Below are 14,328 nucleotides of genomic sequence, written 5' to 3'. Positions count from 1 at the left end.
GTTTTTCTCGCGCTCAGGCGAGGAGGTCGAACACCTCGCCGCCCAGTTCGATATTGATCGAGCTTTGCGCGCCGCCATCCACCAGCGCCCATAGGATCTGCCCTGCCGGGCGGTAGATCACGAACGCCTCCTCGACCCCGGCGGTGCCGGCATCCTCGGTCTCGACCAGGTTCACCTGGAAATCCGAGGCCGACGCCGAGCCGCCGAAGACCAGCACGTCGCCCTCGGACGACGTGTATTCCTGGATCCAGTCCGACCCGTGATCGGGCACGCCGAGGTGGTAGAACCGGTCCGCCCCCGCGCCCCCGTTGATCCGGTCGTAGCCGAACCCGCCATTGACGAAATCGTCGCCGTCGCCGCCGAAGACGAGGTCGGACAGCGCCGAGCCGGTGATCACGTCATTGCCGGCCTGCCCGCGCAGGTCGTCGGCGCCAAAGCCGCCGGCGATGGTGTCGTCGCCGCCGCCGCCGAAGACCAGGTCGTTGCCGTAGCCCGCGTCGATTGTGTCGTTGCCGTCGCCGCCGTAGATCTCGTCGCGCCGGTCGGCAGAGGTCGCGCCGCCCTCGATCGTATCGTCGCCGTCGCCGCCGTTGATCGTGTCGCGCCCGTCGCCACCCTCGATCAGGTCCGCACCGCCCTCGCCGAACAGCAGGTCGTCGCCGCCAAGGCCGCGGATCGTGTCGCCTTCCGCCCCGCCGCGCAGATCGTCCCCGTCCGGAGTACCGGTCAGGGTAAGGCCACCGCCGCCGGGCTCGGTCGTGTCGCGCACGAGGCCCGCCACCGTCTGCGAGCCGAAGCCGTAGGTCGAATCGGTGGCAGAGGTCTCGCTCACATCGGTCAGGCGGAAGGTGAAGCCCTCGTCGCTCTCGTCCAGCTCGTCTTCGGCGACGTCGATGGTGACCCGTCGGATATCGGGCCCGCCGGCGGTGAACTCCACCCGGCCGCTCAGCCCCCCCGACACGTCATCGGCGTCGATGCCGTCCTCCGCGGGCTCCAGCGTCCACTCGACCTCCAGGTTGATGTCGGTCTCGCCGGTGCGGATGATCGAGAATTCCAGCGTTTCGCCCTCGAAGGCGTCGGCATTGGCGCCGTAGGCATAGATCAGCGACTCGTAATAGCGGGTGCCGTCGGGGATGCCGTCGGTCAGGTCGGTGCCGTCATCGGTCAGCCAGATCTCGGACTTGACGCCAACATTGCCGTCAATGCCGATACCGCCTTCCGACGCCCCCGATCCGGGGCTGCCGTCGGCGCCGCCGACGAGCTGGCCAAAGGCGCGGTCGCCCGCCTCGCCGGCGGCGCCGCCATCGCCGCCGGCGCCGCCGGCGAACAGAAGCCCGTCGCGGGCCGCACCCGTCACGGCGTCCGGGACGCGAATGCCCAGCCCGCTCAGCACCTCGATCTCGCCCCGGTTCAGGATGCGTGCCGAGGCATCGCCGCCGTCTCCGCTGTCGCCGCTGTCACCGCCGGTCCCGCCGGCGCCGCCGTCGCCGCCGTCACCCGAACGAACGGCCGGGAAGGCCAGCCGGCCCGGCCCGCCCTTGCCGCCGTCGCCGCCGTCGCCGCCGTCACCGCCGGGGCCGCTGTTGCCGCCCCGGCCAGCGGTGCCGTCGAGGTCCGAGCCGAAGCCGATATCGGCCAGGCGCGCCGTGCCTTCGTTGAGCAGCACGCCGGCAGCCGTGCCGCCTTTGGCGCCATTGCCGCCATCGCCCCCCTGTCGGCCGTCCCCGCCGTCGAACCCGTCATCGCCGTCCCCGGTCCTGGCCGCCGGGCTGTCCCCGTCTGTTCCGTCCCAGCCAGCGCCGCCATCCCCGCCGTCACCCGCCTTGACCCCGATCCGGTCGAAACTGCTGCGCAGCAGCGTCAGCGTCGCATCCGACATCACATGCAGAAGGGCCGCGCCGTATTCGGGCGTTTGCCCGTCCGTGCCGGCCGAATTCAGGATGGAGTCGCCCGGCGCCCCGTCGGCGCCGTCCGCCTGTTCGATGAAGACATCGCGAAAGCGCATCTCCTGGATGCGCACCGCCGCGCCGGCCTCGAAGCGGAACAGCGACGGGCCGTCGATGGCGCTGTCATCCTCGGGCCCGCTGATCGTGATGTCGGCAAAGCCGTCGCCGTCCTGGTCGCCGATAATCGTCAGCGCGGGGTCGGTGAATGCGATCGTTGCGTCCAGCCGCAGGGTCGACAGACCGTCGGCAAAAACGATCGTGTCGGCCTCGTCGGTGGCCGCCGCCATGGCAACCGCCTCGCGCAGGCTCAGGAACTCGTCGGTGTCGTCGGTGGTGTCGGTGGCAATGTCGACAATATATTCGGCCATTCGGAAACTCCCTGAAAAATCAATCGTGAGCCAACCGGCGCCGACAGGAGGACCGAGCCATTGCGCAGGTGGGAATAGTCATGGACGCGGCTGGCGGTCGCGTGCTCCCTTCACGTCAACCGGCGCCCACTACGACAGGTTGGCCAATCCCGGTGGCCACCCTGCGTCAAGGTGCCACACCAAATTCGATTTTGTCAAAATCTAATGTCATCAAGGTGGTGCAGCCGCGCACCGGCGGCTGCACCAGATTCCGGTTGCCAGATCAGGCCAGCAGGTCGAACACCTCGCCGCCGATCTCGACATTCAGGCTGGCCTCGCCGCCGCCGTCGACCAGCGCCCAGACGATCAGGCCCGCGGGCCGGTAGACGACGAACGCTTCCTGCACGTCGTCATCGCCCGACCGCCCGGTTTCGGGCGACGAGGTATGGGTGAACTGGACGTTGAAGTCGTCGGCCGAGGCCGTCGCATCGCCGAAGAGCAGCACGTCGCCTTCGGCGGCAGAGTAGTCCTGGATCCAGTCCGAGCCATGATCGGCGATGCCCAGATGGTAGAAGCTGTCCGCCCCAGCCCCGCCGTTCACCCGGTCGAAGCCGAAGCCGCCGTTGACGAAATCATCGCCCTCGCCGCCGAAGACAAGGTCGGACAGCGCCGAGCCGGTGATCGTGTCGTTGCCGTCCTGGCCCTGCAACTCGTCGGCGCCGAAACCGCCGGCGATGATATCGTTGCCACCTTGGCCGAAAACCGCGTCGTTGCCGTAGCCGGCATTTATCCGGTCGTCGCCCGCGCCGCCGAAGATCTGGTCGCGGCGGTCCGCCTCGGTGTCGCCGCCGAGGATCGTGTCGTTGCCGTCTCCGCCGTTGATGGTATCGGTGCCGTCGCCGCCGTAGAGGAAGTCGTCATCCGCTTCGCCCCGCAGAACGTCGGCGCCGTCGCGGCCGCGCATGATGTCGTCGAACTCGGTGCCCTCGAGCACATCGTCGCCATCGGTGCCGCTGAGCACGACACCCTCGAAGTTGACGGTGCCCGAGGTCGGCGCCTCGGCGGCCGAGTCGATGTAGCTGTCATCGCTGGTGACAAGCAGGTCCAGCACGGCGTTGTCGAACCGCGTCGTGCCCTCGATCAGCCCGGCATCGCGCGCCGCCTGTTCCGCGGCGTCTACCTCGGCCGCGTCGAAATCGGCGATGGTCAGGGTCGCACCGGGAATTTCGGCCTGGTAAAAGCTCTCGACGCTTTCGCCCGTGTCGTAGGTGAACAGGCTCTGCGCCTCGCTCGTCACCCGCCAGTCGTCGCGGTAGGCGCCGTAGAGGTCGTCATAGGCCAGCGGCCGGGCCAGCACGGTGCCGTCGGCCAGCGCCACGTCGTTGTCGGGGTCGGCGTCGGCATTGCCCAGCAGCCCCTCGACATCGCCCACAAGCTCGGCGTTGGCCCGCACGGCGACATCCACCCGGCCGTCGCGCACATCGACCATCATCCGGCTGTCGCCCGCGTTCACGATGCCGTCGCGGCCCGAATAGACCACCGTGTAGCTGTCGTCTTCGCGGTAGATCCGCCCCGCGCCCACGGCGACCGAGCCGAAATTCTCGATCTCCGTCGCAACGCCGTCGATCAGCACCGGCTGGGCATCGGCCCCGTCGATCATCACGACCGCGTCGCCCACGCGCATCGCCACCGCCTCGATCACCGTCAGGTCGTCACTCACCGGGGTGAAGCGGCCCTGGATCTCGAAGCCGGCATCGCCGATGCCGCGCGACAGCACGAACTCGCCCGCGGCGTGGAAGTCGTAGTCGAACCCGTCCAGCGTCGACAGGTGCGGGTCGCCCGAGGTCCAGCCGGTGGCGCCGCGGTCGGGCAAGGGCGGGATGTCGGCGCTGACGATGTCGCCCGAGCGCACGTTGAACAGCCACCGGCCCACGTCGCCGGTATTGCCCTCGGTCTCGTCCAGCGCCAGGATCGCCGCCTGGTCGCCCGAGGCGGGCAGTTCGAAATAGGCGTCCGGGCTGCCGGTGCCGGCGGTATAACCCGCCCGCGCCACGGTGCCGCCCAGCCCGTCGGTGCCGCCGCTGGCATTGCCGGTGGTCCAGTCGATCTCTTCGTAGCGGAACTCGATGTCGAAATCGCCGTCGCCGCGGTCGCTCAGGATCAGCTGGAAGGCGTTCAGCTTGTTGGTGGCGCTGCTGTAATAGCCGACATCGTCCCAAGTCACGATGAAGCGGTCATTGACCATGTCGAAGTCGTAATAGACCAGGTTCGTGCCCATCGAGTTGCCGCCCGGCGTCGCCTCGACCGCACCGCCGCGCGTGTCGACATCGGCGAAGAAGGGAGAGATCTCGGGGTTGCCGCTATCCTCGGTGATCGCGGTGGGGGTGAAGGTGCTGCGTGCGCCGTTGAAGGTCACGCTGCCGTTGTTGTTCACCCAGAGCGTCGTGAACTCGCGCCCGAAAAAGTTGACCCCGCTCTCGAAGATCGACGTGATATCGACCTCCATGGTCGAGCCGTCGTCGTTGCGGGCCAGAAACTGTTCGCCGAACCCGGCGTCGCCGCCGAGGCCGGAAATCAGCGCGACACCTGTATCGCCATCTGCCATGTGTTCTTCTCCCATCTACAGAATGCATCCAAAAAGTGCGTCCAAAGGACGGTTTTGGATACCCGTTTTCAATCTTCCGCCCGGTGCGGCATATTGGCCGGCGGGCACCTCCCGAACCGAGATTCGGACGTTACCAGACTCGCGCTCCAATCGGGCTTAGACCACCACTTTTTGGTAGAAATTTGACAGCCCCCCATAAACAGCCGGCGCCGGCTGTCAGGCCAGCAGGTCGAAGACCTCGCCGCCGATCTCGATGTTCAGGCTGTCCTGCCCGCCGCCATCGACCAGCGCCCAGACGATCAGGCCCGCGGGCCGGTAGACGACGAACGCTTCCTGCACGTCGTCATCGCCCGACCGCCCGGTTTCGGGCGACGAGGTATGGGTGAACTGGACGTTGAAGTCGTCGGCCGAGGCCGTGGCATCGCCGAAGAGCAGCACGTCGCCATCGGCGGCGGTGTAATCCTGCACCCAGTCCGAGCCGTGGTTGGCGATGCCGAGGTGATAAAAGCTGTCCGCCCCCGCGCCCCCGTTGATCCGGTCAAAGCCGAAGCCCCCGTTGACGAAATCGTCGCCATCCCCGCCGAAGACGAGGTCGGACAGCGCCGAGCCGGTGATCACGTCGTTGCCGGCCTGCCCGCGCAGGTCGTCGGCGCCGAAGCCGCCGGCGATGGTGTCGTTGCCGCCCATGCCGAAGACAAGGTCGTTGCCATAGCCCGCGTCGATGCTGTCGTCGCCCGCGCCGCCGTAGATCTCGTCGCGCCGGTCGGCAGAGGTTGCGCCGCCCTCGATCGTGTCGTCGCCGTCGCCGCCATTGATGAAATCGGTGCCGTCACCGCCGCGCAGCGTGTCGTTGCCGCCCTCGCCCTGGATCGTATCGTTGCAATCCCCGCCCTCCAGCGTATCGGGGCCGTCGGTGCCGATCAGTTCGAGGTCGACGCAGGTCGGCGGCGTCTCGGTGATCTCTATATCGGGGATATCGGCCAGCGTGATCGCCCGGCCCGGCCCGAAAGCGCCGCCCGGCACCGAGATCGACACCGACGAGGCCAGGCTCTCGAACTCGCCGGGGCTGGAAATGGGCGGCAGGGGCGTGCCCCCCAGAACGAAGATCGCATCGTAGTCGCGCGTCGCCGTCTCGAAGTAGTAGTCGAGGATATACGTGGTGTTGCCGTCCCAATCGACCCGGCCGATCATGGGATAGGCCTGCGGATCGGCAAGAACGTCGATGCCGTTGATCGTCAGGCTGTCGGGCAACGGCGTGATGTTGGCAATCGGCAGCGGATCGTCCGGATAGGCAAAGCCGCCGACCGAATAGCTGATCGAAGAAACACTGTCCGGAAAGCTGGCGTCCAGATTGGCCGTCCCGACGGAAACGGCCCGATCGTCCTCGTAGCCCACAAGGAGCCCTGAAAGCGCGTAGTCGGTCATCTGATCCTCCCTCCTTGGCCGGACGATCCCGCACGGAATTGCCCGTCTACCTAGAGGTCACTATCCGGATTCCTGGCTGCGAAGTCGAGTCGCGCCCGAGGTTTCCATCGGTCCCCGCGCGCCCTATCATGGCCACCGCCGCCACGAAGCGCCGGCAAAACGAGAGGGCCGAATTTGCCCAGGGCGTCCCAAAAGTCCCCCGCGATCCGGCAGCGCGCATGATCGACAAGCTGGAGATGTTCATCGCCCTGGCGCGCGAGCAGCATTTCGGCCGCGCCGCCGAGGCCTGCGGCGTGACCCAGCCCACCCTGTCGGCGGCGATCAAGCAACTGGAGGACCAGTTGGGCGTGATGCTGGTCTGGCGCGGCTCGCGCTACGGCGGGCTGACGCCCGAGGGCGCGCGCGTGCTCGACTGGGCGCGGCGCATCGTCGGCGACACCCGCGCGATGCGCGACGAGATGCGCGCGGCCAAGCGGGGCCTGTCCGGCAACCTGCGGCTGGCGGTCATTCCCACCGCGCTGGCCATGGTCGGCGCGCTGACCCGGCCGCTTGCCGCGCGCCATCCCAACCTGCGCTTCAGCGTGCTGTCGCGCAACGCGACCGAGATATTGCAGATGATCGACGATCTGCAGATCGACGCCGGCATCACCTACCTGGAGGGCGGCGCGGCCGCGGGCCGGATGACGGCGATCCCGCTTTATGCCGAGCATTACAACCTGGTGATCCGCGCCGACCACCCGGCCGCGGCAAGGGCCCAGATCACCTGGGCCGAGGCCGCCGAGCTGCCGCTTTGCCTGCTCAGCCCCGACATGCAGAACCGGCGCATCGTCGACAGCCACATGGCCGAGGCCAACGCCGCCCCCGCGCCGCGGCTGGAATCGAACTCGGTGCTGACGCTGGTGGGCCATGTGCTGGGCGGCGACTGGGCCACGATCCTGCCGATGAAGACGGCCGCTCTGTTTCTCGCGCCGGACCACCTGGCGGCGATCCCGATCACCGAACCGGCGGCCGAGCATCCGGTCGGCCTGATCGCCCCCTTCCGCGAGCCCCATACGCCGGTTCTGGCCGCGCTGATCGAGGCGGCGCGGCGGCTGGAGGAGCGATAGCAAAACCAAGAACGCGATAGAAAACGCCTATCGCCCGACGAAACGCCCGGATTGATTCCGCCCCGCCCTGCCCGCAGGCTGATCCCAGGACATCGGCCGAGGGAGGAAACCGGATGGACCTGCCTGACGACGCGACCGCGCGGCGTGCGCGCGAAATCGCCGGGGCCCATGCCGGCCGCGACGGCGCGCTTTTGCCGATCCTGCACGATCTGCAGGCCGAGTTCGGCCATATCCCCGAGGCCGCGCGCCCCGAGATCGCCGATGCGGTGAACATCTCGGCCGCCGAATTGCACGGGGTTATCAGCTTTTACACCGATTTCCGCACCGCACCGGCGGGGCGGCGCAGCCTGCGGCTGTGCCGGGCCGAGGCTTGCCAGGCGATGGGCGGCGCGGCGCTCTGGCGCGAGGTGCTGGCCGGTCTCGGCCTTGACGAATTCGGCACCACCCCCGACGGGCGGCTGACGGTGGAGCCGGTCTATTGCCTTGGGCTGTGCGCCTGCGCCCCCGCGGCGATGCTGGACGGCGAGCCGCTGGGGCGGGTCACCGCCGACCGCCTGTCCGCCGCGCTGGCCGGCGCCGCGCCATGCTGAGGCTTTTCCTGCCCCGCGATGCCGCCGCGCTGGCGCTCGGCGCCGAGGACGTGGCCCGCGCCATCACCGCCGAGGCCGCGCGGCGCGGGGTCGAGGTAACGCTGGTGCGCACCGGCAGCCGCGGCATGATCTGGCTGGAGCCGCTGCTGGAGGTCGAGCGCGACGGCATCCGACAGGGCTTTGGCCCGGTGACGCCGGCCGATATTCCCGCGCTTTTCGAGGCGGGGTTTGACGACCACCCAAGCGCCCTCGGCCCGGTCGAGGATATCCCCTTCCTCGCCCGGCAGACGCGGCTGACCTTTGCCCGCTGCGGCGTGACCGACCCGTTCGACCTGGACGCCTACCGCGCCCATGGCGGGCTGGCGGGGCTGGACCGCGCGCGCGCCATGACACCGGCGGAAATCGTGCAGGAGGTCACCGACAGCGGGTTGCGCGGGCGCGGCGGCGCGGGCTTTCCCACCGGGGTCAAGTGGCGCACCGTGCTGGAGGCCCGGGGCCCGCGGAAGTACATCGTCTGCAATGCCGACGAGGGCGACAGCGGCAGCTTTGCCGACCGGATGCTGATGGAGGGCGACCCCTTCGCGCTGATCGAGGGCATGGCCATCGCCGCCCGCGCGGTGGGCGCGGACCGGGGCTATGTCTATATCCGGTCGGAATACCCCCATGCGATCGCGGCCATGGAGCGCGCCGCCGGCATCGCCCGCGCGGCGGGGCTGTTGGGTGCCGCGGCGCGCGGCAGCGGCGCGGCTTTCGACATCGAGATCCGCGTCGGCGCGGGCGCCTATGTCTGCGGCGAGGAGACCTCGCTTCTGAACTCGATCGAGGGCCGGCGCGGAGAGGTGCGCGCAAAGCCGCCATTGCCCGCCCACAAGGGGCTTTTCGGACGGCCGACAGCGGTCAACAACGTGCTGACGCTGGCCGCGGTGCCGGCGATCCTGGCCCAGGGGGCCGCCGCCTATGCGCGGTTCGGTCTGGGACGGTCGCGCGGCACGATCCCGATCCAGATCGCCGGCAACGCGCGCCGCGCGGGGCTGTTCGAGACCGGATTTGGCCTGAGCCTGGGCGAGATCGTCGAGGAGATCGCCGGCGGCACCGCCTCGGGGCGCCCGGTCAAGGCGGTGCAGGTGGGCGGCCCGCTGGGCGCCTATTTCCCGCCCGCTCTGTTCGACACGCCCTTCGGCTACGAGGAGTTCGACGGCGCCGGTGGCCTTATCGGCCATGCCGGGATCACGGTCTTCGACGACACCGCGGACATGGGCGCGCTGGCGCGCTTCGCCTTCGAATTCTGCGCCGAGGAAAGCTGCGGGAAATGCACGCCCTGCCGGATCGGCGCGGTACGCGGGGCCGAGGCGGTGGACCGGCTGTGCGCCGGCGACACGGGCGCGCTGCCGCTGCTGGGCGATCTCTGCGAGACCATGCGCGCCGCCTCGCTCTGCGCGCTGGGGGGCTTCACCCCTTACCCGGTGGAAAGCGCGCTGCGGCATTTCCCCGAGGAGTTCGGCCTCGGCCGGGCGGCGGCGGAATGACCCGGGCGCTCCCGCCCCCGGCCGGCGCGGGCTATCGCCCGCTTGGCCGGCCTTGGGCGTGGCGCGCCCTGGCGGGCGCGCGCCTCCGGCGGGGATATTTGCGGCCAGAAGATTGCGCAGGTCTGCGCGCCGGACCTGGCCGATGGGAGGGTTGAGATGAAGGATTTCGTTTTGCCGGAGGCGGATTTCGGCACCCCCGCGCGCGCTGCGGCGGCGGCCACCGTGACGCTGAGCATCGACGGGCAGGTGGTGCGCGTGCCCGAGGGGACGAGCGTCATGCGGGCGGCGGCAGAGGCGGGGATTTCGGTGCCGAAGCTGTGTGCGACCGACAGCCTCGAGGCGTTCGGCTCGTGCCGGTTGTGCCTGGTGGAGATCGAGGGCCGGCGGGGCACGCCGGCCTCTTGTACCACGCCGGTGGCCGACGGCATGGTGGTGCGGACCGAAACGGACAGGCTGGCCAAGCTGCGGCGCGGGGTGATGGAGCTCTACATCTCGGATCACCCGCTCGATTGCCTGACCTGCGCCGCCAACGGCGATTGCGAGTTGCAGGACATGGCGGGCCGGGTGGGGCTGCGCAAGGTGCGCTACGCCCCCGGGGCCAACCATGTCGACGCAGAAACGCAGGGCGCCGCGAACCCGCTGCATGTGCCGGTCGACGCATCGAACCCCTATTTCAGCTACGACCCGTCGAAATGCATCCTTTGTTCGCGCTGCGTGCGGGCCTGCGAGGAGGTGCAGGGAACCTTTGCGCTGACCGTCGCGGGGCGCGGGTTCGAAGGGCGGATCTCGGCCGCCGCGCCCGATTTCATGACCTCCGACTGCGTCAGTTGCGGCGCCTGCGTGCAGGCCTGCCCGACCGCGACGCTGCAGGAGAAAACGGTGATCGAACAGGGGCTGCCCGACCGGGCGGTCGTGACCACCTGCGCCTATTGCGGGGTGGGCTGTTCGTTCCGCGCCGAGATGCAGGGCGAGACGCTGGTGCGCATGGTGCCCTGGAAGGGCGGCAAGGCGAACCGGGGGCATAGCTGCGTGAAGGGGCGGTTTGCCTGGGGCTATGCCAGCCACCCCGACCGCATCCTCACCCCGATGGTCCGCGCGCGTATCGACGACCCCTGGTGCGAGGTGAGCTGGGAGGAGGCCCTGGCCTTTACCGCCAGCCGCTTTCGCGCGATCCAGGCCGCCCACGGCAAGGGCGCCATCGGCGGCATCACCTCGTCGCGCTGCACCAACGAGGAGACTTTCCTCGTGCAAAAGCTGATCCGCGCGGTGTTCGGCACCAACAACGTGGACACCTGCGCGCGGGTCTGCCACGCGCCCACCGGCTATGGGCTGAAGACGACCTTCGGCACCTCGGCGGGGACGCAGGATTTCGACAGCGTCGCGGCGGCGGATGTCGTGGTGGTCATCGGCGCCAGCCCCACCGACGGTCACCCGGTTTTCGCGAGCCGCCTGAAGAAGCGGCTGCGGGCGGGCGCGACCCTGATCGTCATCGACCCGCGTCGGACCGATATGGTCAAGAGCCCGCATATCCGGGCGGCCCATCACCTGGCGCTGAGGCCCGGCACCAACGTGGCGGTGCTGACCGCCATGGCCCATGTGATCGTCACCGAGGGGCTGGTCGACGCGGGCTTCGTCGCCGAGCGCTGCGAGGCCGATGCCTATGCCGACTGGGCCGATTTCGTGGCCGAGCCGCGTCACGCACCCGAGGCGGTGGAGCGGCTGACCGGCGTGCCGGCGGCCGAGCTGCGCGCCGCCGCGCGGGCCTACGCCACCGGGGTCAACGGGGCGATCTATTACGGGCTGGGGGTGACCGAACACAGCCAGGGCTCGACCGCGGTGATGGCGATTGCCAACCTCGCCATGGCCACCGGCAATATCGGCCGGCCCGGCGTGGGCGTGAACCCGCTGAGGGGCCAGAACAACGTGCAGGGCTCGTGCGACATGGGCAGTTTCCCGCACGAGTTGCCGGGTTACCGGCATGTCGGCGACGCGGCCGCGCGGGCGGCGTTCGAAACCGCCTGGGGCGTGCCGCTCGATGCCGAGCCGGGGCTGAGGCTGCCCAACATGCTGGACGCCGCGCTCGACGGCAGCTTTCGCGGGCTTTACCTGCAAGGTCAGGACCTGCTGCAATCGGACCCCGACACCCGCCACGTGGCCGCGGCGCTGGCCGCGATGGACTGCGTCGTGGTGCAGGATCTGTTCCTGAACGAAACCGCGAGCTATGCCCACGTTTTCCTGCCCGGGGCCACCTTCCTGGAAAAGGACGGAACCTTCACCAATGCCGAGCGTCGGATCAACCGCGTGCGCCGGGTCATGGCGCCAAGGGCGGGGCTGGCCGACTGGCAGGTGACGCAGCGGCTGGCCAATGCGATGGGGGCGGACTGGGCCTATGAGCACCCCGCGCAGATCATGGAAGAGATCGCCGCGACGACGCCGGCCTTCGCAGGCGTCACCTACGATCTGCTGGAGCGCGAGGGCTCGGTGCAGTGGCCCTGCACCGACAGCGCGCCCGGTGGCACGCCGGTGATGCATGCCGGGGAATTCGTGCGCGGCAAGGGGCGCTTCGTGATCACCGATTACATCCCGACCGAAGAGCGCACGGGCCCGCGCTTTCCGATGCTGCTGACCACGGGTCGCATTCTCAGCCAGTACAACGTGGGCGCCCAGACACGGCGCACCGCCAACGTGGCCTGGCATGACGAGGACCTGCTGGAGATCCATCCCCACGACGCAGAGCAACGCGGCATCGCCGAATACGACCTGGTGCGGCTGGCCTCGCGCAGCGGCGAGACGACCCTCCGGGCGACGCTGAGCGAGCGGGTCGCGCAGGGCGTGGTCTACACCACCTTTCACCACCCCGGCACCCAGGCCAATGTCGTGACCACCGACCTGTCGGACTGGGCCACCAACTGCCCCGAATACAAGGTGACCGCGGTGCAGGTGAGCCGCGCCAACGGCCCCTCGGACTGGCAGGACGAGGCCCAGGCCCGGGCCCGCGCGGGACGGCGCGTGCTGCCGGCGGCGGAATGACCGGCGCGGCGCGGGCGATACCGGCGCTGGCCGTCGCGCCCGGCGGGCGCGAAAAGGTGGCGCGCGATCTGGCCGAGGAGGCCGCCGTGGCGCTGAGCTATGACGGCACCACCCAGGCGGTGATGATGGCCAGCCCCGCCGATCTGGAGGAGTTCGCGCTGGGCTTTTCGCTGAGCGAAGGGATCGTGGCGCGGCCGGATGAGATCGAACGGCTGGAACGGGTGGACCACGACGGCGGGATCGAGCTCCGGATGTGGCTGGCCGCGGGGGCCGGCGCCCGGCTGGCGGCCCGGCGGCGCGCGATGGCCGGGCCGGTGGGCTGCGGTCTGTGCGGCGTCGACAGCCTGGAGGCCGCGCTGCGGCCGCTGCCGAGCCTGCCCACAGGCGGCCCCCGCCTGCCCGCCGCGGCGATCGCGCGGGCGATGGCGGCGCTGGCCGCCGGCCAGAGGTTGCACGCCGAAACACGGGCCGCCCACGCTGCGGGGTTTTTCACCGCCGCCGAGGGGCTGGTGGCGCTGCGCGAGGATATCGGGCGGCACAATGCGCTGGACAAGCTCGTCGGCGCGCTGGCCCGGGCGGGACGCACGGCCCGAGGGGGCGTGCTGACGATCACCAGCCGGGTGTCGGTCGACATCGTGCAAAAGGCGGTGCTGGCCGGTGCGCCGGTGCTGGCCGCGGTGTCGGCGCCCACGGCGGCGGCAGTGGAACTGGCCGCCGACAGCGGGCTGACCCTGATCGCCCGGGCCCGCGGCGATGCGTTCGAGATCTACACCCATCCGGAACGGATCGACCTGACGGAGACCGAGAATGTCGCCTGAGAAACTCGCCCGCATGGCCAACCAGATCGCCGCGGCCTTCGGCCACCGCCCCGACGACGAGGCCGCCGCGGCGGTCGCGGCCCATGTCAACGATTTCTGGGACCCGCGCATGCGCGCCGAACTGCTGGAGCTGATCGCAGGCGGGGCATCGGGGCTGCACCCGGCGGTGCGGGACGCGGCGGCCGCGATCCGCCCGGCGGCCGCGGACTGACCGGCCCGGCCGGGCGCACCCGGCGGGACGGTTGGGATTTGGGTATTTTCGCCAAGAAGAAGCGGCAGGGGCTCAGTTGCCGAGCTCGAAGCGCAGCGGCAGGGTGAAGCCGTAGCTGGCCCGCGTAAGCCCCACGGGCGCGGGCGGGAACGGTCCGGCGCGGCGCACGGAGGCCAGCGCGGCGCGGTCGAGAAGCGCCGAGCCCGAGCTTTCGGCCAGCCGGGCCGAGGCGAGGCGCCCGTCGCGGCGCACCTCCAGCGCCACCAGGGCGCGGCCCGTCAGCCCCTGGCCGAGCGCGGCGCGCGGGTAGCGGTGGGCGCGGGTGACGCGCGCAAGGATCGCGCCGCCCCATGCTGCGCGCAGCGACCGCGCCTCGGCCCCCGACACACCGCTTTGGGCGCCGCCGCCCTGTCCGCCCAGGGTGCCGCCGCCGGCACCGCGGGCCAGGTGGGCGGGCGCCTGGGACCGGTCGGGGCGCGGCGCGGGGCGCGGCGTGGCGTGGGGGGCCGCGACGGCGGCGGCTGGCGGCGCGGTCTCGAATACGGGCGCGGCCTGCGGCGCCGGGGGCGTGGGCGGCGCGGTGGGCACGGCAAGCGCCGGGGCCGCGGTGCGGGCAGGCGGCGCCGGGTTTGGCAGCGGCAGCGCGGCGCGGGGGGCCGGCGGCGCGGCGGCGATGTGCGGCGCCTGGCCCGGGGCGGTCTGCGCGGGCGCGGCCGGGCGCGGG

The 14,328-nt window shown here is 70.4% G+C and carries 10 protein-coding genes; 6 read left to right on the top strand and 4 right to left on the bottom strand.

Going from position 1 to position 14,328, the window contains the following annotated elements; translation table 11 throughout:
- Positions 1–13: 13 nt before the first annotated feature.
- From Ga0609869_RS09125 to Ga0609869_RS09115, 3 genes are all read right to left on the bottom strand, one after another.
- Entirely contained in the window at positions 14–2,314 is a 2,301-nt protein-coding gene (locus Ga0609869_RS09125) for a calcium-binding protein (protein ID WP_125403185.1), read from the bottom strand.
- A 262-nt stretch (positions 2,315–2,576) separates the two neighbouring features.
- Positions 2,577–4,898 (bottom strand): nidogen-like domain-containing protein, encoded by a 2,322-nt coding sequence (locus Ga0609869_RS09120; protein WP_369022849.1) that lies wholly within the window; start codon positions 4,896–4,898, stop codon positions 2,577–2,579.
- Between the two features lie 216 nt (positions 4,899–5,114).
- Positions 5,115–6,323 (bottom strand): calcium-binding protein, encoded by a 1,209-nt coding sequence (locus tag Ga0609869_RS09115; protein WP_369022848.1) that lies wholly within the window; start codon positions 6,321–6,323, stop codon positions 5,115–5,117.
- A gap of 218 nt (positions 6,324–6,541) precedes the next feature.
- Here Ga0609869_RS09115 and Ga0609869_RS09110 point away from each other — a divergent pair, with 218 nt between their 5' ends.
- From Ga0609869_RS09110 to Ga0609869_RS09085, 6 genes are all read left to right on the top strand, one after another.
- Positions 6,542–7,429 carry a LysR family transcriptional regulator gene (locus Ga0609869_RS09110; protein WP_125402930.1) on the top strand — a complete coding sequence of 296 codons (888 nt, stop codon included), beginning with the start codon at positions 6,542–6,544 and terminating at the stop codon, positions 7,427–7,429.
- A gap of 113 nt (positions 7,430–7,542) precedes the next feature.
- The gene (locus tag Ga0609869_RS09105) at positions 7,543–8,019 is read left to right on the top strand and encodes a formate dehydrogenase subunit gamma (protein ID WP_125402929.1); all 477 of its coding nucleotides are present in this window, start codon (positions 7,543–7,545) and stop codon (positions 8,017–8,019) included.
- On the top strand, positions 8,016–9,545 hold the full coding sequence (locus Ga0609869_RS09100; RefSeq protein WP_125402931.1) for a formate dehydrogenase beta subunit: 1,530 nt from the start codon (positions 8,016–8,018) through the stop codon (positions 9,543–9,545). The genes Ga0609869_RS09105 and Ga0609869_RS09100 overlap by 4 nt, the downstream gene beginning before the upstream one ends.
- 156 nt (positions 9,546–9,701) lie before the next feature.
- Entirely contained in the window at positions 9,702–12,575 is a 2,874-nt protein-coding gene (gene fdhF / locus Ga0609869_RS09095; RefSeq protein WP_125402928.1) for a formate dehydrogenase subunit alpha, read from the top strand.
- Positions 12,572–13,393, top strand: coding sequence for a formate dehydrogenase accessory sulfurtransferase FdhD (gene fdhD / locus Ga0609869_RS09090; protein WP_125402927.1), 822 nt, complete (start codon positions 12,572–12,574; stop codon positions 13,391–13,393). The genes fdhF and fdhD overlap by 4 nt, the downstream gene beginning before the upstream one ends.
- Positions 13,383–13,604, top strand: a complete 222-nt coding sequence (locus tag Ga0609869_RS09085; protein ID WP_125402926.1) for a formate dehydrogenase subunit delta — start codon at positions 13,383–13,385, stop codon at positions 13,602–13,604. The genes fdhD and Ga0609869_RS09085 overlap by 11 nt, the downstream gene beginning before the upstream one ends.
- Before the next feature lie 72 nt (positions 13,605–13,676).
- Here the strand turns inward: Ga0609869_RS09085 and Ga0609869_RS09080 are convergent.
- Positions 13,677–14,328, bottom strand: a 652-nt coding sequence (locus tag Ga0609869_RS09080; protein WP_369022847.1) for an energy transducer TonB, incomplete at its 5' end; no start/stop codon positions are given.

Source organism: Rhodovulum iodosum (assembly GCF_041020385.1).
GTDB lineage: Bacteria > Pseudomonadota > Alphaproteobacteria > Rhodobacterales > Rhodobacteraceae > Rhodovulum > Rhodovulum iodosum.
Note: the sequence above shows the minus strand (reverse complement) of the source record. Positions and strands in the feature narration are given on the sequence as shown.

What these genes read in the sequence shown, in the direction of transcription:
- Ga0609869_RS09125 (WP_125403185.1), bottom strand. Translation starts at nt 2,314, where the DNA reads ATGGCCGAATATATTGTCGACATTGCCACCGACACCACCGACGACACC.
- Ga0609869_RS09120 (WP_369022849.1), bottom strand. Translation starts at nt 4,898, where the DNA reads ATGGCAGATGGCGATACAGGTGTCGCGCTGATTTCCGGCCTCGGCGGC.
- Ga0609869_RS09115 (WP_369022848.1), bottom strand. Translation starts at nt 6,323, where the DNA reads ATGACCGACTACGCGCTTTCAGGGCTCCTTGTGGGCTACGAGGACGAT.
- Ga0609869_RS09110 (WP_125402930.1), top strand. Translation starts at nt 6,542, where the DNA reads ATGATCGACAAGCTGGAGATGTTCATCGCCCTGGCGCGCGAGCAGCAT.
- Ga0609869_RS09105 (WP_125402929.1), top strand. Translation starts at nt 7,543, where the DNA reads ATGGACCTGCCTGACGACGCGACCGCGCGGCGTGCGCGCGAAATCGCC.
- fdhF (WP_125402928.1), top strand. Translation starts at nt 9,702, where the DNA reads ATGAAGGATTTCGTTTTGCCGGAGGCGGATTTCGGCACCCCCGCGCGC.
- fdhD (WP_125402927.1), top strand. Translation starts at nt 12,572, where the DNA reads ATGACCGGCGCGGCGCGGGCGATACCGGCGCTGGCCGTCGCGCCCGGC.
- Ga0609869_RS09085 (WP_125402926.1), top strand. Translation starts at nt 13,383, where the DNA reads ATGTCGCCTGAGAAACTCGCCCGCATGGCCAACCAGATCGCCGCGGCC.